The following is a 23,215-nucleotide window of genomic DNA, read 5'->3' as shown; positions in this document are numbered from 1 at the left end:
TCCTCTTAATATTTTACATAGAAAGTCTTCTTCTCCATGTATTGCTCGAAGCCATACTTTCCATCTTCTCCACCAGTACCACTTAGTTTGTAACCATTATGGAAACCTTGGTGCTGCTCACCATGACCTCTGTTTACATAGATTTCACCAAATTCTAAGTCTTCGTTCAATTGCATGATTGTTTTGATGTCTTGAGTGAAGACCATCGCAGCCAAACCAAACTCACAATCGTTTGCGTATTCCACTACTTGATCAAACTCTTTGAATTTCAATACTGGAAGGATAGGACCAAAAGCTTCTTCGTGTACCACTGTCATATCTTGTGTTACGTCAGTGATTACTGTTGGCTCAAACCAGAATCCTTTTTCAAACTCACTTCCTGAAGGTTTTCCACCACCGTGAGCAATTGTTGCTCCTTCTTCAATAGACTTCGCTACTAAATGCTCCATGTTTTTGATCTCCGAAGCATTTACTTTAGGTCCCATCGTAGAGGCTGCATCCAATGGATTACCTACTTTGATGTTCTTCACTTTTTCCATGAATTTCTCCATGAATGCTTCATAAATATCCTCATGTACATACATTCTTTCGTTACATGTACATACCTGACCGCAGTTATCAAAACGTGAATGGAAACATGCTTCCACTGCTTGATCGAGATCTGCGTCTGCAAATACGATCGCAGGAGCTTTACCACCCAATTCCAATTGAACGTGTGCTAAATGCTCAGATGCCGTTTTGAAGATTTGTTGACCTGCAGGTGTTGAACCTGTCATTGTCACCATTCTAGTGATTGGACTTGCTACTAAAGCATTACCCAATACTCTACCTTTACCCGTAACGATGTTGATCAAACCAGCTGGAATACCCACTTTTTCTGCTAAGAAACCTAGTTCTAAAGTCGCTAAAGGTGTTTCTTGTGTAGGTTTTACAACAATGGCATTTCCCGCTACTAATGCTGGACCGATTTTTCTACCTGCTAAAGCTAGCGGGAAGTTCCATGCTGTTATCGCTACAATCACACCACGAGGGATTTTTTGAATCCAAATTTGTTCTTTTGGATTGTTCGAAGGGATGATATCACCTTCAATATGTCTAGCCCAGTCGCAAGCATATTCAATAAAAGTAGCTGTAACTTCTACTTCCATTTCTGCCACTGATAATAATTTTCCTTGCTCTCTTGTCAATAAGTTCGACAAGTAAGGTTTGTTGGCACGAATCTCTGCCGCAAACTTTCTCAATAAGTTCGCTCTTTCAATTGCAGGTACTTTTTTCCATGCTTTTTGAGCTTTTTCCGCTGCTTCCAATGCAAGATTTGCCTCATGCTCATCTCCCATTTGTACCTTACCTACCACTGCTTCATCAATAGGGCTGATCACGTCTTCAGTTTCTCCTGAAGAAGCTTCAATCCACTCACCATTGATAAATAATTTATATTCTTTTACTCCAGTTTCTGTTAAAGTGCTCATAGTTTTTTGTTTTGGAAAATTAATTGAATGTAGAATGATAACTGAAGGTTTTTTATATCGCAAGTGTTAAGCCGGTAGGCGTCACTTGTGATTATCCATTGGCGAAGTCTCCCGACTTCGAGGTATATTTTTTTATATTCGAAGTCAGGAGACTTCGCCAATATTCAGTTCCAAGTGACGCTATCGCTTAACACTTGAAACAGGGTGTTCACTTATCATTCAATCTATTTAATTAGCGGCCCATCCAGCCACCATCTACAAGCATGATACTACCATGCATGTAAGCTGCTGCTTCTGATGCCAAGAATACTACTGGACCTGCAAAATCTTCAGGATCTCCCCAACGAGCAGCAGGAATTCTTGATAAGATAGAAGTCGATCTTTCTGGATCATTTCTTAATGCCTCTGTATTATCAGTACTGATATATCCTGGAGCAATAGCGTTTACATTCACACCTTTGCTTGCCCACTCATTGGCAAATGCCATTGTTAACTGACCTACAGCTCCTTTACTTGCTGCATAACCTGGTACTGTAATACCGCCTTGGAATGTCAATAATGAAGCCGTGAAAATCACTTTACCTTCACCTCTTGCTACCATTTCTTTCCCGATTTCTCTAGTCAAGATAAATTGAGCATTTTGGTTTACTTCAATTACCGTATCCCACATTTCGTCTGGGTGCTCCGCTGCAGGAGTTCTTAAAATTGTACCGGCGTTATTGACTAAAATATCGATTTGTGGATGATTTGCTTTTACTGTTAAAATGAAATCATACAACGCTTTTCTATCAGAAAAATCGCATTGGTAAGCTTTGAATTTTTTTCCTCTCTCCTCTACTTCTTTCTGTACTTCACTTCCTTCTAATTCTAATGATGCAGAAACGCCAATAATATCAGCTCCTGCTTCAGCAAGACCAACTGCCATTGCTTTACCAATACCTCTTTTACATCCTGTTACTAATGCTACTTTACCTTCTAGTTGGAATTTATTAAGAATGCCCATTTTGCTATTTTTTTATTTTTTTTGATAATATTATTTCGGGCAGAAACATAGGTCTGCCCCTACACGCCCAACGATATTAATTATCGTTACACTTAATTAGGTATTTCATCCCTTCAGGATTCTTGTCGATCTCATCAAATACAGATTGAATATTATCAAGAGAGTCTACTTTTGTGATTAATTTTTCGAAAGGCACAAATCCTGAATCTGCAATTCTAATTGCTTCTTCGTAATCATCTTCTTCATATAATCTAGCCCCTAAAAGTTCAATTTCAGACCAGAAGAATTTGAATAAATCTACTTGCTTTTGCTCACCACCATGGATGGCTACCATCACAATTCTACCTCTTACATTCACCACTTCTGTCATGGTCTGAACACCCGGTGCAGAACCTGATACTTCAAAGGCACAGTCAATCATTTTCTCTCCTGTCAACTCTGCTATTCTTTCTGAAAGATTTTCTTTTGCAGGATTGATGGTTGTGAAACCTAATTCATTCAACATTGAAAGACGTGTTTCATTTACTTCTGAAATGAATACGTTCGCTCCTTTTTCTTTTAAAACATAAGCGATCAATGTACCGATAGGACCACCACCAATTACTAAGCAATTTTCGTCTTTTTCTACTCTTCCAATCTTCACATCATGACATGCAACAGCCAATGGCTCAATAAATGCACCGTGCATTAAGCTCAATTGTTCTGGTAATTTATGTAAGGTATAAGAAGGTACAGTCCAAGAGTTCTGGAATGCTCCGCTTGAGTCAATACCAATAAATTTCAAGTTTTTACCCACATGCTTGAATCCCTTATCAAATGGATGCTCCTCTCCAAAATGTAAAGGTCTAACGGCTACTTTATCACCTACTTTTACATTTTCAACGCCTTCACCAACTTCTGCAACAACAGCGGAAGCCTCATGTCCAACTGTTTGAGGAGGTGCTACTCTTTGGTCCATTACGCCATGGAAAATATGTACATCTGTTCCACATACTCCACAATACGCTACATCTAGCCTAACCTCTCCTTTACCTGGAGCAATTTGTTTGCCTTCACCAACACTGATCTTTCCTTTTGATTCGTAAAATGCTGCTTTCATCGCCTTCAATTTTTTTTAATTTAACTCTGCTAATATTTGTTCATTATCATTCTTGTCTGTACTAATAGTTAGTAGTACTTTGTCTGCGTCTAGCCCATCAACAGTAGCTTTAATCTCTACTTTACCTTCCTCTTTAGTAGACTGTAATACCAATAATGCTCTACCTTGATCTGTTTCAATTTTTCTTGAAACGTGAGGTTGTACATTCGTATTTGATCCATTGTCAACACCTAAAGCTCTGAGGTAAGAAGGAATCTCAAAGTCAATCACTTTTTCTAAATGTTTGACCGGGTTTCCATTTTTATCGATTAATTGTGCTACTACATGAGCCACATCATATTGATTATTTGCTAGGACTTTTTGATCTATTGAAAGTTTTACCGCTACAGGTGCACTTGCAGTGATCAATTCCGTTGTAAATACTTTTCCGTCTTTCTTGCCAATGGCTGTCAATCTACCTTCTTCAAATGGCACACCCCACTTATAAATGTGGTCTTCAAACTCCTCTAACTTTCTTGTCCCTAAACTTTTGCCATTTAATTGTAATTCAATCTCTTCTGCATTAGAATAAAGCTCCACACTGATCATTTCGCCTTTTTCATAATTCCAGTGATTATTAACGTCATGCCATTCCCAAAGTGCTTTTTTCCATTTTTCAGGATTTTTAGCTACCAATTGTCCTGTTTTCTTATCCATTTTATTAATGGATTTCGAAAGCTTTTGTGTAGCGATGTAAGTATGTGGTCTTTCATCCCAAAGCGTTTTGATCATATGGTAAGAAGGCTTTGTAAAACCTGCGAAATCTACCATTCCTGCATCATTACCTTTATTTGGCCAAGGTGCTCTGATTTCTCCTAAATAATTAATACCCGTCCAGAAGAAAGTACCTGCAATAAATGGACGATCCATGATGGCTTTCCACTCATGATATTGAGCCAAGTTCTCCGTACCCATAATCACTTTGTCTGGATAGTTTTCGTGTCCATAATCATACAACACTCTTCTGTAGCTATACCCTACAATATCCAATGACTTTCCGTAATCGGTTTCGTGTGAAGCCGAAGGTAAAATACAGTTGGCAATTACCGGACGTGATGTATCCATCTCTTTCGTCCATTGTACTAGTTTTCTAGCTGTAGAACCAATATTGTGTTCTTGTCTTGGTAAGACTGCTAATTGCTGTTGAATTTCTTTTCTTGAATGTGGAGGTTTTGACCAGAAATAGTTCCCTTTCCAATTCATATTGTTGAAGAATCCTGTCGCTTGAGAAATACGAGGATACGTCCACTCAATTTCGTTACCTATACTCCACTGAAATACAGAAGGGTGATTTCTATGCGATAAAATCACTGATTTCAAATCACTTTCTGCATAATCCTGGAAATAGTTCGTATAGCCTTCCGTTTCATTATTTCTTGTTTTTTCTTTTTGGTTCCAACGCTTGTCTTTTGGATAATCCCATTCATCAAAGAATTCATCTTGAACTAAGAATCCCATCTCATCACACAAATCCAAAAACTCGTTAGAAGCAGGGTTGTGCGCTATTCTGATGGCATTACAACCTCCTTCTTTTAATACCGATAATCTTCTTCTCCAAACATCTTTGGGTACTGCCGTTCCCACTAAACCTGCATCATGGTGAAGGCAGACTCCTTTAATTTTTCTATTACGTCCGTTCAAATAAAAACCGGAGTCTGCCTGAAAAGCAATACTTCTTACACCAAATTTGTTTGTTAGTTCGTCTATAATTCTACCGTTGTCAACCAGTTTAGTTTTAAGCGTGTATAGGAATGGATCGTCCACATCCCATAAGTTTGGATTGTTTAGTTTAGTTGAATGAATTACTAATCTATTTTTGTTCGCTTTTATCGTTTCTTTTGCTGAAATTTCAGCGACTACTTTTCCTTTTTGATCTATGATTTCATGGATTAAATCAATTTCTTTACCTTCCTTATAACCATTATTAATATCTGTCTCAATGATTACTTCAGCTAATTGGTTATTAATAACGTTAGTCTTAATAAAAGTACCCCAAACTGGCACGTGCAATTTGTCCGTTACAATCAACTCCACATTTCTGTAAATACCTGCACCCGTGTACCATCTGCTATCCGCAAAGTTGCTATGGTTTACTTTTACCAATAATTCATTTTTCCCATTTTTCTTAACGTAAGGTGTTAAATCATAATGAAAAGGTGAATACCCGTAAGGATGGAAACCCAACTTGTTTCCATTAAGATATACCTCTGAATTGTTATACACACCGTCAAAAAGGATAAATGCATTTTGGTCATCAGTCAATGGCAATTCAAATTCCTTTTTGTACCATCCTATGCCACCACCATAAATATATCCTGTTGCTGGTGCAAACTCGTGATTGGCCGAATCATACTGATTACCAATCACCCAATCGTGCGGCAATCTTACCGCTTCCCAAGAAGTAGCAGGGATATCACCTGCCTTCAATGTTGATTGACTAGTATCTAAAAGTGCAAATTGCCAATCAAAATTAAAATCTGATTCCCTCCCTACTTCCGGAGTAGTATTTTGACACCCCAATATGACTAAAGCCAATAGACCATATACAAAGTTCTTCATTAGTTCTATACTTTTTATGCCACTGCCAACATCAAAAAGAGAGCTTGTATTGACATGACATTTCATTTTCAAATTGTTTTTTGTTGAAACAGCTTTTGGGATTAAAATTGAAGAAATCCTGCTTTCTGTTTTTGTTATTTTGAAATGTGTTGTATCACTTTTTACTCAGCATTATTCGGCAAAAACAAATTCGTTGAACTTATTTTTAAGCATAAAAAATTAGAGTAAGTTTGTCTTCATAACACATTCTGTTTCCCATCTTTAAATGTTAAATTTGATCTAAAGATTCGTGTTGAATTTTGTCATTTCATTTCAATCATTTCTTACTAAATCAGCTACCCAACTGACTTAAAATTATAAGTGTCTGCAAAACCCTTAACAAAGATGGGAATTTTAAATTTATTTGCCTTATCTTTGACTAGATCAAAACTGTACAACATAAAAACGAGGTATTAACACCTCGACAACTTTCTAAACAAGAAATACATAAATTACTCACAATCAATGTTTTTGTGTTAAAAAAAACATTACTTTTTATGAATTATGACTAGACAATTATTACATATTTTACTCCTATTTTTATCTAGTAATTTTACTCTTTTTGCAGGGGAATTTTCCGAGAATAATAACTCCCCCGAAAAAGAGGGACAGAAAAACGAAATTGTTCAGAAAAAATTGAGTGAAGATTTTGCCTTAAAGTTATACGGAGAAGCAGAAATGTTAAAATTTCTCCAACCGGACAGTGCCATTTCACTTTATCAGTATGCCATTTCAGAATCAATCAAGTCGAAAGACAGTATTTTATGGGTAAAGTCACTCACTAGCCTTTCTTATCTGTATGCACACAACGGAAACTTCGGTCATGCTTACGATGGATATTGGAGTGCACTGTCATTGGCCAATCAAGTTAAAGACGATTTACTTCGAATAAATATTTATAATGGCTTGGGATGGCTTTATAGTTTTTATGAAAGAAATTCACTCTCTGGACAATATTTTGATAAGGCCATAGCGATCTGTAGGGAGAATAAAACAATAGATCCATACATCGTTGTCGATAACTATTATGCGAAAGCTACCCTTGCTAGAAAAATGGATGACATTGAAAAGGCAAGAAACTATCTTGACAGCTGCGTTATTCTTAAAGAAAATATTACCAATGCTAGTGAAGATAGAAACGACAATAGCTTTATTGAAGCAGAATATGGTTATCTACTTTATGAAGATGGTGAATATGATAAAGCATTAGCTCGACTGAAACCCCTAGATAAGTATTTTACTACTTATCAGCATAGTTACCTTGTTATTTATGATTACTTTATCGGTAATATCTATCAAAAAAAGGGGCAGCTTAAAATGAGTGAAAAATATTATGATAGTGCCTTAAAAGCGGGGCAACAACATAAAAGCCACTCTGATCTCATCCCTATTATCTATGAGGAACTATCTAAAGTGAAACTTAAAACAGGCAAAACGAAAGAAGCCTATCAATTCCTTCAGAAAGCCAAAGAACTTAATGAAAAACAATATGGCAGTAGAAGTGTAAGCAATAGAAAATTTCTTGAGATCAAGGATCAATTCAGAAAGGAACAAGAGAATCAAAAGAAAGTTTTGCAAGAAAAAGAATTAGAACGATTGCTACAGGAAAGTAAAATCAACTATCTGCGTAACATTATTTTTTACATTACCATCTTTGCTTTAGTACTCCTTGTCTTCTTCATTTACAGAAACTTGCGTAACAAATACAAGGCAGACAAACAGCTTTTCATTGAAAAACAGAAAATGGAAGAGCAAAAAATCAAAGAAGTACTCGAAATTAAAAATAAGGAACTTACTGCTTCTGTGCTTCAGATCATTCAGCATGAAGAAACGTTAGCGGAAATTAAAAAAGAGCTGACCGAATTGAAGAAAGAACCTGATACAAATCAGATCAATAAGCTTTCAAAAAAGATCAACCTTAATACTAATAACAATTGGAAGGAATTTGAGGCACGTTTTGTAGAGGTGAATGAAAATTTTTATAAAGAACTCAACGAAAGGTTCCCTAAGCTTACACAAGGTGATCAGAAGATATGTGCACTTATCAAACTCAATTTTGATAGTAAAGGAATGGCTAAATTATTGGGTATCTCCACCGAATCGGTTCATACGACAAGATACCGCTTGAGAAAGAAATTAGGTTTGTCTAGACAGGATAACTTAGAGGAATTCATCTCTCATATCGGATAGTTTTTAATGACGAATAAACGAATTCGACTCTAAGAGAAATTGAATAACGTGTGCTGTAGTTTTTTGCTATGGCACACGTTTTTTTGTGTTTAAAACATCGTGGCTTGGATATAGTACGTGAGATGCAAATCATTGTATCCCTACAGAAGAATACTAATTAAGGTGAATTACCATATTGAAAGTATATCGTTTTGTAGAGCCACAATGCCTTGTAGCTTACGAACCATATAAAACATCAGTATAAAACCATGTAAACAATATTTGTGATCAAAAAACACCCTACTTTCTAACCATAAATATTCAAATCATTGTGGCTTGGGTGTGGTACGTGGGGTTGTTGCTAAACCTATTATTGTGATATTTCGAAGTCGGGAGACTTCACCAATGTATCATCACAAGTGACGCCTATCGGCTTAACACTTGTGATATAAAACAAAAAAATCCCCCATCAGCTTTTGAATGCCGATGAGGGATCTGAATCTATAAACTACTTATTCTGAAATTATGGTCTTAAATTCACTTCTCTTAATGAGATGTTATCCATATAAAGAACTAGAGGATCAGGGTTTGCAGTCTCTGGATTAAATGGTCTAAATACCAATCTATAATCACCACTTCCTTTTGGTGAGTAGAAAGTACATCTAGCATAAATCCAATCCCCAACTACTGTTTGTGTAGTAAAGTTGAATCGATCTGCAGCCCAATCAATTGTTGGATTACCAAAGTAAACAAGCATTGATGGTACTTCGGTTGCAGCATCATTAATGTTTGCTACACCACTTTCTACCTTGATCATCATACCTAATTCATATGATTTACCTGCTTCCATTGTGAAGTTCTGGTTATGGCTGAAGATTGCTCCTCCACCAGATTCCATTTCTAATCTTGCAGATTTACCTCCGTGATAAGCTTCAGTGTCTACCATGTCTAAGGTATATTTCTCCCATTGAGCACCCCAATTTAAATAAGGCCAATCATCGGCAATAGAAGTTTCGAAACTATAGTCAAATAAACTGCTTTCTAATACATTTGCACTTGGACGGTGTACCAATAGACGATCTACAAATTCCTCCGCTGGACCAAAGTCAGTGGACTGTAAAATGCCACCTTGGTAACTTACCATCACTACATCATCATCATAAACAGTTTCTCCATCTAAAGCGATCAATACAATGTTTTTAGCAGATGGATCTACAGAAGCAGTTAAAATAGATGGCGTTAATTCATCAGCTCCATTCGTTATTTTAACAGAGAATGTTGACGCATCAACTGAAGCTGGCTCAATTTCTCTTGAGTAATCCAATGCAACAAATCCATTTTTCACATAAACGTCTGTCAAAATAAGAGGATCCGCAGAAGGAATAACATTGATTGCATTTACAAAATTCAAAGTATCGATGCCACCTGGTCTTGCTCTATTTCCTAATACAGAAGTAGAGAATGTACCCAACTGCTTGTATTGAACAATAGTCTCCGCTGCCGTTCCGTCTTCGATTTCAGCCTCAATATATGTCACCTGATCTGGATCTCCACCACCAAAGTTATACACTACCCTTGAAGGTTCGCCTATAGCTGTTAGGGTATACTTGATCATTCTACCCGCTTGTACATCATTGGATTTTGTTAAATCCAATTCTTCACCGACTGTACCATCAGGAAAATAGAAATTTGCTTTTACTATTAATTTTAATGAATCTACAACATTTATCAAAATCGTTGTATCCATTTCAGATTCTCTTTGAGCATTACCGTCAAAAGCTGCACCTGCAAAACTTTGCGATAAGTTCACCTCTTTTAGACCTGCTTCATTGAATTGTACATGCACTAAATCAGTTGTTGAAGTAGTATCTGAAGTACCTTCTACAGTAGCTCCTTCAGGTAAAGACCACTTTCTACTGACAATACCTTTTGACGCATCCGTAAAGGTCATCGAACCACCTACTTGTACTCTGTTACCGAATTGGTATTCTGAAGTGTAAATTACTTGATGGTTTGGTTCAACGCCAGGAGCTTCCCATTCTTTCTTACACCCGTAAATAGCGAGTATAGTAAGTAAACCAATTATATAATTAAATTTTTTCATTTCTTCTTTGTCAGTTAGATTACTCGTATAAATCAGGATTCGTTTGAACTTCATTCGCAGGGATTGGGAAGAACTTATGTACTTCCGGATTGTACTTATTAGCTTGTTCTACGAAGTTTTGGATGATGTAAGCACCAATATATAAAGGTGGTTGACCCAATATCGTTTGTGCATTATCTAATCTCCATTGCTCATCTGCTGCTCTTCTGTCTAATGCTTCACCAACGATATCCCATCTTCTTAAGTCATCCCATCTGTGACCTTCAAACGATAATTCAACTGGTCTTTCTACATATCTGATATGCTCTCTGATCGACTCTTGCGAAGGTGCAATTTGCGGATGCGGAGCACCTGTCACCTCTTGACTGATGTTCAATTTAGGGAAAGTACCACCGTTAGTATTTACATAGTGTTGTAATGTATAAACACCTGCTCTTTCACGAACCATATCAATGTAAGTCATGGCATCTGTAAAGTTTCCTTGCTCATTAAGTGCCTCAGCATACATTAATAATACATCTGCGTATCTTATTAATCTAAAGTTGATTGGAGAAGTTTGACCGTTGTTCTCCAATACACTGATACCTGTATTCCATCTTGTAAACTTTTTCACGTAACCTGAGTGACCACCACCCATTGGGTACATATCTCCGTTGTCTTCTTCCCAAACTCTGTTGAAATAAGCACCATAAAAACGAGGTACTAAAATCGAGCTTGTTAATCTTTGAGAGTGAGTTTCACCAGCTTCATTTGCAGGGTGATCAGGATTTATCTCATCACTTAATAAAGTCTCATGTAAGAACTGTGATGGTGTTACAACGTTGAAACCACCTGCAGTAAGGATATGTGTAAATGAGTGCTCTAAACTTGATGCTTCTGATGGAGTGACGTTACCTCCTGCGATATTGTCTACCCAATCTCTGTTTGCTGATGGAGGTAATACTGAAGTTGAATAATTTACTTCAAAAATTGACTCTGAGTTATGCTCTCCTTCTTCAGTAAAGTTATCTACATAATCAGTAGATAAAGAGTATACTCCACTATCAATTACTTTCTTAAACTCAGCCGCTGCTTCAGCCCATTTTCCATCATACAAATACGCTTTACCTAATAATGATACTGCTGCACCCCAAGTTACTCTACCTGCTTCCATGTTTGACCATGAAGTTGGTAAATGCTCTGCTGCAAATTCTAAATCAGGAATAACGACCTGTGAAATTACTTCTGCTCTTGTGTTTAACTTTTTATTTAAACTATCAGAGTTGGCATAATAAGTAGTATTGATTACTGCACCATTGTAAGAGTTGGCAAGCTCAAAGTAATAGAAAGCTCTTAAAGTTCTTGCTTGAGCTTCCACTACCAACTTCTCCTCTGGCAACATATCAATGTCCTCATTTTTGATGAAAGTGGCAATTTGGTTTGCTCTGTTGATACCGATATACAATTCAGACCATTTGTTTTGAACTAAAGGATCACTGTTTGTAAAATTGAACAACTTATAAGTAGTATACGTAGCGTACCAAGTATCACTCTTAGACAAATCCGAAAGTGCCATTTCGTTAGAAGTTCTAAAACCAGACACTGTATTGAACTGTAATGCTGCATATACTGTATTCAACGCATAATCAAAATGTTCTGAAGTTTTCCAGAATGTTTCTGGCGTTAACGCATTGACATTTGATTGAGTTAAAAATTTGTCCTCGTTACATCCTATGAGCAAAATAGAAGATAATAACGTGATCAGACTATATTTAATAAATTTCATTCGATCTTAATTTTATTTTCTAACTAAAAGTTAAACTTCACGCCACCTAAGAATCTTCTTGTAATAGGATAGCTACCTCTATCTACACCTCTCATGAATAGACCATCTCCACCAACTTCTGGGTCATAACCTTTATAACCTGTGATTGTAAATGGATTCTGAGCAGTGATGTAGAATCTTAAAGTATTTACTTTGTCGTTAAATAATTTCTTAGGAAGTGTATAACCTAAAGTGATGTTACGAATACGTAAGTAAGAACCATCTTCTAAGAAGTAATCAGAACTTGATCTTGTGTTAGGGTGTTCTGAGTTTGATCTTACTGCAGCGATATCTGAATCAGGATTCGCAGGAGACCAAGCATATTGCATATCTCTGTGTCTACCCATACCATAAGCATAAAGATTTGCTCCATTGTAAATCTTCGCTCCATGTGAATAATATAACTGAACGAATAAGTCAAATCCTTTGTAGGCAGCATTAATACCCATACCCATATTGAATTTTGCTTGGCCCGAACCAGCATACACTCTATCGTTATCATCAATTACACCATCACCGTTTACATCACGGTACATCATATCTCCCATCTCAGCTTCCATACCTGGTAAGCTTTCGTTGTATGCTTTCAATTGCTCTTCCGTCTTGATTACACCTTGGTGCTCCAATAAGAAGAATGCACCGGCAGGATAACCTTCTTTCAAGAATGTAGTATGATCTTGGAAACCTTGTCTTGTTTGTACTGGAATACCACCTCTGAAAGCGAAACCTTCAACACCATTCAAATCTGTAACTTCGTTGATGTTTCTAGAGAAAGTATAATTCACGCTCCATTGGAAACCATTTTCATGAAGATGCTTATATCCAACTGCGATTTCATGACCTTTGTTCACCATGTTACCCGCATTCACTAAGATTGAAGTATATGGAGTAGCATTTCCACCTGCAGGTTCTGTTACTGAAGTACCGAATGATGGTGGAATTGTTTGATCTAATAACATATCCTCCTTGCTGTTGTTGTAGTAGTCATAAGAGACTGTTAATCTATCGTTGAATAGAGCTAAATCAACACCAACGTTTCTTGAAATTGTAGTTTCCCACTTTAAGTCAGGATTTACATATCTTCTGAAAATTGCACCCGTTGCTATTGCCTCATTTTGTCCTACTCCGAATGTGTAATCTACACCACTTTCAATTCTAGGCATGAATGAGTAAGGAGCGATGCTTTGGTTACCCACTTGACCGTAACTACCACGAATTTTAAAACCTGTCATGAAGTCGCCCAATACTGAATTCTTGAAGAACTCTTCCTCGCTAACATTCCAGCCTGCTGAAGCACCGTAGAATGTACCATATCTATTATCTTCAGAGAAGTTAGAAGAACCATCGTTTCTTAATGATAACGATAATAGGTAACGGTTATCATAATTGTATTGCGCTCTAAACATCTTACCAACCAATGTATTTGTTGAGATATATTGTTGAGGCAAAAATGCTACTGAACCTGCACTTAATGTTTTTGTGGCATTGTCTAATAGACCTTCAGTAAGTATGCTTCTTGTTTCGTTGTTGTACTCCTCAAAAGAGTAAACCGCTGTCACACCTAAGGTATGCTTTCCAAATGTTTTGTTATAAGAAAGGATATTCTCAAAAGTAGTTGAGCTAGAAAGGTAGTTGTTGATTGTCATTCTAGACTCCATTTGAGAAGCACCTGCTGCTAAAGTACCGTTTTCTCTATAAATCAATAATTGAGGTTGGAATAAAACGTTTTCAGAAGAGTAAGTATTTCTACCAAAACTCGCTTTATATTTTAGACCGTCAATGATTTCGTATTCAAGAGCTAACGCTAAGTTGGTAGACATTACTTCAGTGTTATTCTCATTCGATAATTGAGTCGCTAAATAACCGAAGTTTTCTACTTGCTCTGTTTCAACCACTAGTCCGTTGTTACCTACTTGAGTATTTTGGTCCAATGCAGGAACCCATGGCTTTTGAGCAATCGCTAATTCATATAATCCCCAAGGCTCTGTTTGTTTATTCTCATCTGTGATACCCACTGAAGCAAATGCTTTGAATTTACCTTGTGTGTACTCACCATTCATACGTGTAGTAAAACGCTCGAAACCTGAGTTGATTAAAACACCCTCTTGGTTAAAGTAGTTTGTTGAAACATTGAATTTCAAATGCTCTGATCCACCTGATATACCTAAGTTGTAAGATTGGATTGAAGCATTGTTGTTTTGTACATCTTCTACATAATTAGAATTGTTATAACCTGCGTTAGGATTGAATAAGTATAAATTTTGCATACCACCTTCTGATTCAATTCTGTTGTGATCAACATACAATTGCTCTTGGTGGTTGTTTAATGGCGTATTTGACGTGATATTTTGAATACCTGCATACGCTGAGAAATCCACTGATAACTTTCCTTGTTCACCTCTTTTTGTAGTGATTAAGATTACACCACCCGCTGCTCTAGTACCATAAACTGAAGCTGCAGCACCATCTTTTAGTACATCAATACTTTTGATTTGCTCTGGTGCAATGTTTGGATTTCCTTGGAAAGGAATACCATCCACAATGTACAATGGACCACCTGCTGACTTTGCTGAAACAATACCACGAATCTGAATGTTTGCTTCATCACCCGGACGACCTGAACTTTGCTGTACGTCTACACCTGCAATTTGTCCTTGAAGTGACTCTCCAAGGTCTGCTGTAGCGATTTTTACAATGTCATCCGATTTTACTGAACCTACAGCTCCTGTAATTTCTTTCTTCTTTTGTGTACCATAACCAATTACAACCACTTCATCCAATGCCTCTACATCAACTTGAAGTTTTACGTCAAGGTACGTTTTGTTTCCAACCAAAATCACCTGATCTTGATACCCAATGTAACTGATCACGATAGATTCTTCAGGTTGAACGGCCAATGAAAATTCTCCGTCAAAATTAGTAGTAGTACCTTTGCTAGTTTTTTGAATAACAATATTCACCCCTGGGATAGGCTCACCTGATTCAGTGTCTATCACTCGCCCTTTCAAAACATTCTGTTCTACTTCTTGTGCAATACCTTCCAAGTTAAAAGTAGAAAGTATGAAACAAGTCAGAATGAATTGTAAAATAAGATAAGCTTTACTCATACTCGTAAAAAGTTAATTTAGATTAAAGAGCTAGTCTGCCTTTTCATTTCATTTCAAATTTTTCTTTATAAAATCAGCGACCGGCTAGATAAAAATTAATAAGTGTCTGCGAAACCCTTAACAAAGATGAGAAATAATAATTTATTCACCCGATACTTGACTAGATCAAAACTGTACAATACCCAAATAGAGATCTAACAACTCGACATTTTTCTAAACAACAAAATCATAAATAACTAATTTACAGATATTTAACTATTACATTAACAAAACTTTGCATAAAAATGCACTAGACAATTTATGTTGATATTTCACATCAATTTGTACACTTTTTTCTACCTTTTTGTGATTTAGGCTTAAAATATTAACCTCCTTAAACAAAAAAATAGTTCCCAAATAAAAGTGTTCAGATAATATTGAGTGTAAAATATACACAATTAACCCCACAACTTGCCCTTTGTTAAAATATCTTTATTCAAAATTGGGCATTTCAATAATTATTGATAGAAATCATGCGATGCAAAAGGTATTTATAACAACATAAATGAAGTCTTCAAGGATTTATGGTAAGTAAAAAACAGGAGGTTTTTGGATAATTTACAAGACGCGAATCTGATATTGATAGCTTTTGAGAAATTGCTGAAATAAAAAAAGCATCGAGATAAATCCCGATGCTTCTTCAATTATTTATTCTGTAATCCTTTTTGTTGGTGTCGTCCTTATTTCAATATTTCAAAGTTTGATGAGAAGGTTTTTCTCCTCAAACCGTGATATTCGGACCACAGAATAGTTCATTACTTTTTCAATACTTTACCTTTTACTTGAGAAGTACCATTACTTACCTTGATCAAATAGAAACCATTTGGCATACTTGATAGGTTTACTTCAACAATATTTCCAGTATTTTGAACCTCTGATGCTGACATCAGTTGTCCTGTCAGATTGTATACTTCTACAACAGAAGCATTACTAGAGAAAGTAGATGGCAATTTCATCCATACTTTTCCTTTTGTAGGATTAGGATAAACAAGCTGATCCAACTTATCTACATTCACTGATAATGGAGCTCCTAAAACAGTTACTTTCAATAAGCTTTCTACTTTAAGACCTGACTCGTTTTCTGCCACGACAGTGATTTCAGAATCACCAAGGCTTGATCCAAATACTGTTAACTCGCTACCATTAACCCAAGCTGTTGTAAATTGATCTGCACTCTTTACGTAGAAGATCATTTCTTCCTCATCTAACGTCTCAAAATACTCATCAAGTGATAACACTGTCTCAGAACTTGGATGTAATGAAAGTGAATCAAATTCTTTTACAATAACTGGAGCTACTTTCGTATCCACTACTTCCACGGAGAAGTCAATTACTTTTTTAGCACCCAATTCGTCCTCAATCTCGAATGACGGGAAGTATTCTCCACTCATCAAGTAAGTAGGCGACATTGTTAAGTATAATGTGTCGTTTGACATATCATAAGTGAAATCATCTGCGTTTGTAGCTTCGCTTACTGAGATTGAATGTCCTTCATTATCAAGCATTGGAAGTGACCAAGTGATGCTATCTCCTTCGTTGATGCTCAAAGCTGTTGAATCTGTAAAGTAAGGAGCCGCATTGTATTTGATAGCCGTTGGCACTTTGATTGTTTCTTTCAGCTTTTGATTATGACCAATGTAAAGGTAGCCTTCGTAATCACCCGTTTCAAATCTGTTCATTGACGTTGTGATTGAGATCTCCGTTGTATCTTTTGATGCAATAGATCCTGCTTTTGGAGTAATGTCCACCCACTCTTGACCATAAGCATCCATAGCTCTCAACTTAATTGCGTAAGTATAATAGAAGAAGTTGCTTGATGACATCACTTCCCAGTTATTACCGCCATCCAGAGTGACAAAGTATTTACCAATCACTGAAGGTACGTTATAATCTACCGGCAAACGGAATTCTACATCTTGAGGCGCCATTACACGAATCACGAATGTTTCACCATCTTCGAAGAAAATTGGTTGGTCTAAAGTGATGTTTTCCATTTCACCTGTTAATGAACTTGGGTAATACATTTGTGTTGTAAGTACCTCTTCAGACGTTGGTGAATCACCTTTTAAGACTTCAAATTTCCAAGCTGAGTCCGACTGCTTCACGAAGTAGTTGCTGATATGCGTTAATGTAAAACCTTGGATGTTGTTTACTTCAAACTTCGCTGCATAATGAACATCAAAGTCTAATGATCCTAAGTAATTCATCGGTTCTTCTGTTGGCAAGTCATATGAGATTGAATCCGAGAAGGCATGCTTTTCAACGTGAACTGTTCTCATTGAACTTGCTCTAAGATTTTGTGCATTGAAATCAAATGCATCTAGCATTGCTAAAGATTCAAGTGTATTGTTTTCCAAGACAGCCGCTGGCTCAGGAGATTCCTCCTCTTCTTCAGGTTCTACTTTCATTGATTTCTCAACACCCCAACCGTATTTCGCAATTCCTAAAGTAACTGCATAATCCAATTCTTGCTCTAAACCTGCATTTAATAATGAGAAATTATAAACCGTTTCAGCACCTTCATTCACTAAGATGTCTAATGTATCAGTTCTTACCGTTTCTGCTAAATCATACTCAATGATGGCAGGCAGTAAAGCGTCACCTTGAAGTGGAAGCAACATTTGTTCTCCGTTATCAAAGTCCAATACTAACGTATCAACTACCATATCATTTGTATTTGCTCCGAAAGCTACTGGCAATGCCAACTCACTGAATGCACCTACTAAGGTATCAATATCAAAGCTGAAAGATTGATCATGCAGTAATGAAGCTGTAACATTAACTGGTAAACTTCCTTCATTTTTAAGTACGAAATCTTGAGATTGTTCCATCACTGAATCTTCAAGATATACTAACTGATCAAATAATAAAGAATCTGCTTCTAAACTTAATACAGCTTCTCCAGTTACTGTAAGGCTTACATCTGTAATGACTCTTGAATTTGTAGCATCATTATTATGTACAATTACTTCAGCTTCATGTTCACCCACTGGTGTATCATTCCCCACATACTGTAACTTAATCTCTTTTGAAGTCAAAGCAGGAACTTGAATCAAGTTAGGAGCTTTAATTCTAATAGTTTTCCCTAAAATTCTTGCTCTGAAATCTGCATTCGTTTCCATGTATTGCCAAGCATAATCACCTTCAATATTTTTCATACCGATATTCTGGTAAACAAATACAGTTGGCAATGTTTTATAGGCCATATCAATATCACCATTTGCATGCAGTACCATTTGTAAAGAAGTGATTGTTTCTGCTCCTAATGATCCAGCACCTACAGCGACATTTTTCTCAAATTGTATGATGAGTCTATCTTCTTTCTCATACATAAATATACCGCTTCCCTCAAAGCTTGATGGAGTCATTTTCATCCAGAATGCAGAAATAATTCCTAGGTCTAATCCATTATAAATACTACCATCTGCAATATTATAATAAGGGTTTGGAGTATATCCAAAATCAGAAGGAGTTGTCTCTGGATTAAAACTTATCAACGCTGCAATTGACATTTGGAAACGATCATAGTATTGACCATAGAATGGGAATTTGAACTTTTCAAATTCGAAAGCATAAACAAAGTCAGGATAGAACATTTCATAAGAGACATCTTTACCTATTGCTGAAATATCTTCCCATACTAAGCTATCTTCAATTTTGTATTCATAACCGAAACCATCAATTCCTTCAAAATCAAAGAACTCTTCTCCTTCTTCTACCATCCATTTTGGTGTAGTCAAACTATAGTATAAATCAAGATCTTCTGACTCATTTGTCACCGTCAATGAAGTCGTTTGTCCATCTTCACCGTAAGCAATTTGATCTGACGCAACAAAGTTCCCCGTATTTACATCAATGGTCGGTGATGGTAATGAAGTCGCCTTCAAATTAATTTCATAAGGCTCATCATTCATTGTAAATGACATCACACCTGACAATTCTTCCACACCTGCAAAAGTTGCTTTCACGTTTAAATTCACTTTACCATTCGGACTTACTGATGATGGAATATAACCACTTACTGTAAATCCTGCAGGAAGATCGCCCATTGAGAAAGTACCTTTTACATTACCTTTGTTTTCAATTGTCACATATCTTGATAATGTAGCTCCGTCAGTATAAATAATGCTTCCAAAATCAACATCTGCGTCATATTCAGCTACTACTTCTCCAAGTAATTCAACTTCAAATCGAACACTTGTTCTTCCTGCATCGTGTGTTGCATAAAGTGTCGTTGACTTTGTATTAGAATAAGCAATTTCGCCTTCTGTATCAATTAACACTTCCAAAGTGATAGACTCACCAGCATCAAGAATAGCTCTTGATGGAACAATATCGCTTACAAAACCTGTATAACCATCGTTTTCAATGCTTTCAAAAACAAACTCAGTCGCTTGATCACCTTCATTTGTGAAGGTAAATTCAGCTGTTCTTGACTCACCAATTGTCACTGCATTATCACCTGTCCAGTCGATTGTTGATAAGTCCGCAACAATTTTTGGTCCTATCACGTGATTTACGGATAAAGGAATAGAAACACCAAAACCTTCAATTGATAATTCACCTTCCACATTAATCACTTCAGCTTTCGCTTTGGCACTCACAATCACTTCTACCTGCTCACCTGACTTTAAAGAAGGGATTTCTGAAGGAGAAACGGAGAAATAATCCTCATTTGAAACCGTCAATTGAATAGCTTCAGCATCGGCTTTTCCTTCATTTCTCAACACAAACGTTTGATTGTCAGATTGATTTTCGAATAGTGTACCGAAAGCGAATTCTTCAACACTTGTTACTATGTCAGGAGTATTTCCAGATACCGTTACATAGATGTCTTTTGCTAAAGGGTATTGATTTGGATTCTCATGAGATGCCAAAATTTGTAATTTGTAAGTACCATTTTTCCAATCTGAACCTCTTAAAGTAACATCCGTTCTCGCTTCTTCACCGTTGTTGATATCATGATATCTATTGCTGAAGGAAACCATATCGTTTTTCTTTTGTGCCTCATAAGCTCTAATTTTAAATAATGATTTATGAGCAGAAGCATAATCAGTGTAATAGCCGTGTGTTCCCTTTCTTGCATATGATTTTCCTCTGTCGCTATAAGAAGCTTCATCTGCACCAAGTGGGAAGTAAATTCCTTGAGGAGCTCCAATTGCAATCCAGAAAATTTCACCTGCTTTTACTTTTTTAGGCCAGAATGAAGTTTCTACCCAACCTCCTCTTTGTTGACCTGAAACGTAAAAACTACTTGTTGCAACAGGTTGACCAAAAGGTTGATCTTCACCACCAATATACATAGCTACTGAAAAAGGAACAGATGCATACATTTCATTTGAAAGTACAGCCCTAACCACACTAATTTCCATATCTCTCTCTGCCACAAACTTGTTGGCATATTCCATGGCAGCCCCAGTATGACCTACCATATAAGTAGGTAGTGGCTCTTGTTCATGATAAACCGAGTCTATCTTTTTCGTATCTGGCAAGATTGAAATCTCATCTTCGATATCAATACTTCCTCCATCTCCTGGAATATCCGAAAATGCGATTTTTGAAAATTCCTCAGAAGATACAAATGGCAAATTATTTTCTGGTGAAAACGAAGTAGCATTTGAAGCTGTTCTCATTGATGACTGTGCTTCTTGAGAATAGTCAAAGTCATTGATTGTAAACACAATTCTACTCGGCACTGAACCAGAGTTTGTAATAGCTAAACTTGCTGAAGGGAACTCTCCTGAAGTTACATCATATTGTAAATGAGGCTCGTCTTCAGTCACCCAAGATAATAATGGGGTAGCTTGTGTAGTTACTGTAAATACTTCAGACAAAGGTGATTTATTTCCAAATTGATCAACCGCTTTGATGGCAATAGAATAAGTATTTACCGGTGCTAAACCTTCAATGATGTAATTGGCAAACGAATTTGCAGTAATAGCTTGGTATGAAATTACTTCAGCGTTCGCTTCAAAGTCAGCATTGTTAGTGAATTCACCATTCGCTTTTAAGATTTCATAGTTCTTGATCGTTAAACCAAAATCATCTTTCACAAACATCCAACCGATTCTAGCTGTGGTAGAGTAAACATATTGGAAACCCCAATCTGATACTACTGGAGGCAATGCTCCTTCATCTTTTACCAATGAAGCATAAGCATCTAAACGACCTTTACCCATTTTACCTACAAAAGTTGGGTTAAGATGATCAATATTTTTTGAGTGATTCACTAATCGGTCTCTCACTTGATCCGCCGTAATACTATATGCATTATTTGAGGCAATTAATGCAGCTACACCTGCTACGTGAGGCGCCGCCATTGAAGTACCTGAAATCACTTCATACTGTCCGTCAGGGAAAGTCGAATAAATATCTGTACCTGGAGCAGAAATATCTACTGTTTCATTCCAGTACGATGAGTAAGCTTTTTTATCTGTATTATCTGTATTGGCCACACAAATTACTTCATCCATTGTGGATGGAAATGATGACGCTGGGCGTGTATAAATACCATTATGGCCACCGTAGTTTCCTGCTGCAAAAATTGCAACTCCACCATCTACCGGACCTACTACATTACCATCAGCATCTTTACCTGCGTTTTCAATAAAGTAACGAATTGTTTCTTTTTGCAATTCAGATTCCATGCCACCACCCCATGAGTTATTGGTGATAACGGACCCCATATCTGCCGCATAAATAAAAGCTTCTTCAAAACCTCCTGCTGTAGAGGAGTTCAAGAAATTAGAGAATACCTGTAATGACATCATTCTTACTCCATCTTCTGGCTTAGAACCACCAGCTACACCTGATACACCAACACCATTGTTGTTTTCTGCCGCAATAGTACCTGCAACGTGTGTACCATGGTAATGAGGAATAATCGTTGGCATATTATCAGCATAGTTCCAGCCATAATAATCATCTACATAACCATTGCCATCATCATCAATACCGTTACCAGGGATTTCTCCTGTGTTGATCCATAATCTGTTGATCAAGTCTGGATGGTTTACATCAATACCACCATCAATCACACCAACAACTACGTCTGGAGTACCTGTTTCGATCTCCCACGCTTTCAACAAGTTGATATCAGCACCGGGCGTTCCCCATGATTGTCCAAAGTTGTGATAATGCCATTGATTGTTGAAGAAGGGATCATTTGGAGCTTCGCTCATTGTATCAAAAAGGCTATATTCCCTTTTTGGTTCAGCAAATTCTACCATTTCCAAAGCTTCATAAGCAGACAATAACTCTTGCACCTCATTTAGTGAGTCCGTTTGGATTTCGTACCATTGGTGAAAACCATACGCTTGGTGTCTTGCTTCAAATTTTCCTGCATGACGGAAAACTCTTTTAATATTTGTGGTGTGAAACTTATCATTTAATTGGTCAAAATTTCTAAAACCCGTAGCATTAATTGGCAGTTCGTTCTTAGTAATCTTGGCTACTTGCTCTTCTAAAAAGTTGACGTTGCCTTGTTTTACTTTAATTCTAATTACCCCTTTGGTAATTACATCATTGTCCTGTGCGTGTATTGAAGTTTGAAAAAATAGGCAACACACTGCCATCAAACTCAACCACAATTTAGTTCGAGTAACTAAGTTCATCATGTTTAAATAAGATATGAATTGGTTTAAAAAAAATTAAAAACCTATTATAATTTTGACAATATGTCTCCACTATAAATGAGTTCATTTATTTATAAAGCATAAAAAGTTATGTAAGTCAGTAAGAGAACAATATTCTATTGTTCTTCACTATGAGATGAAGATGTTGTA

Annotated in this window: 9 protein-coding genes; 1 reads left to right on the top strand and 8 read right to left on the bottom strand. The window is 36.7% G+C overall.

The features are described from left to right. Positions 1-5: 5 nt before the first annotated feature. The 4 genes from aldA to IC221_RS23470 all read right to left on the bottom strand — a co-directional run bounded on the left by aldA (position 6) and on the right by IC221_RS23470 (position 6,169). Positions 6-1,469, bottom strand: a complete 1,464-nt coding sequence (aldA, locus tag IC221_RS23485) for an aldehyde dehydrogenase (protein WP_188171284.1) — start codon at positions 1,467-1,469, stop codon at positions 6-8. Between the two features lie 232 nt (positions 1,470-1,701). Continuing rightward, positions 1,702-2,466 carry an SDR family NAD(P)-dependent oxidoreductase gene (locus tag IC221_RS23480; RefSeq protein WP_172665920.1) on the bottom strand — a complete coding sequence of 255 codons (765 nt, stop codon included), beginning with the start codon at positions 2,464-2,466 and terminating at the stop codon, positions 1,702-1,704. An 82-nt stretch (positions 2,467-2,548) separates the two neighbouring features. Then, the gene (locus tag IC221_RS23475; RefSeq protein ID WP_044210152.1) at positions 2,549-3,571 is read right to left on the bottom strand and encodes a (R,R)-butanediol dehydrogenase; all 1,023 of its coding nucleotides are present in this window, start codon (positions 3,569-3,571) and stop codon (positions 2,549-2,551) included. A 15-nt stretch (positions 3,572-3,586) separates the two neighbouring features. Then, the gene (locus tag IC221_RS23470; protein ID WP_188171283.1) at positions 3,587-6,169 is read right to left on the bottom strand and encodes a sugar-binding domain-containing protein; all 2,583 of its coding nucleotides are present in this window, start codon (positions 6,167-6,169) and stop codon (positions 3,587-3,589) included. A 543-nt stretch (positions 6,170-6,712) separates the two neighbouring features. On the opposite strand from IC221_RS23470, the gene IC221_RS23465 reads away from it, so the two are divergent. Then, positions 6,713-8,398 carry a hypothetical protein gene (locus IC221_RS23465; protein ID WP_188171282.1) on the top strand — a complete coding sequence of 562 codons (1,686 nt, stop codon included), beginning with the start codon at positions 6,713-6,715 and terminating at the stop codon, positions 8,396-8,398. A 502-nt stretch (positions 8,399-8,900) separates the two neighbouring features. Here IC221_RS23465 and IC221_RS23460 read toward each other — a convergent pair. The 4 genes from IC221_RS23460 to IC221_RS23445 all read right to left on the bottom strand — a co-directional run bounded on the left by IC221_RS23460 (position 8,901) and on the right by IC221_RS23445 (position 23,047). After that, positions 8,901-10,481 (bottom strand): hypothetical protein, encoded by a 1,581-nt coding sequence (locus IC221_RS23460; RefSeq protein WP_188171281.1) that lies wholly within the window; start codon positions 10,479-10,481, stop codon positions 8,901-8,903. A 19-nt stretch (positions 10,482-10,500) separates the two neighbouring features. Beyond that, positions 10,501-12,246, bottom strand: a complete 1,746-nt coding sequence (locus tag IC221_RS23455) for a RagB/SusD family nutrient uptake outer membrane protein (protein ID WP_188171280.1) — start codon at positions 12,244-12,246, stop codon at positions 10,501-10,503. 23 nt (positions 12,247-12,269) lie between these two features. Continuing rightward, positions 12,270-15,392, bottom strand: coding sequence for a TonB-dependent receptor (locus tag IC221_RS23450; RefSeq protein ID WP_188171279.1), 3,123 nt, complete (start codon positions 15,390-15,392; stop codon positions 12,270-12,272). Positions 15,393-16,186: 794 nt separating this feature from the next. After that, positions 16,187-23,047 (bottom strand): S8 family serine peptidase, encoded by a 6,861-nt coding sequence (locus IC221_RS23445; RefSeq protein ID WP_188171278.1) that lies wholly within the window; start codon positions 23,045-23,047, stop codon positions 16,187-16,189. Between the last annotated feature and the right edge of the window lie 168 nt (positions 23,048-23,215).

This window comes from Flammeovirga sp. EKP202, from assembly GCF_014534745.1.
Lineage (GTDB): Bacteria > Bacteroidota > Bacteroidia > Cytophagales > Flammeovirgaceae > Flammeovirga.
Note: the sequence above shows the minus strand (reverse complement) of the source record. Positions and strands in the feature narration are given on the sequence as shown.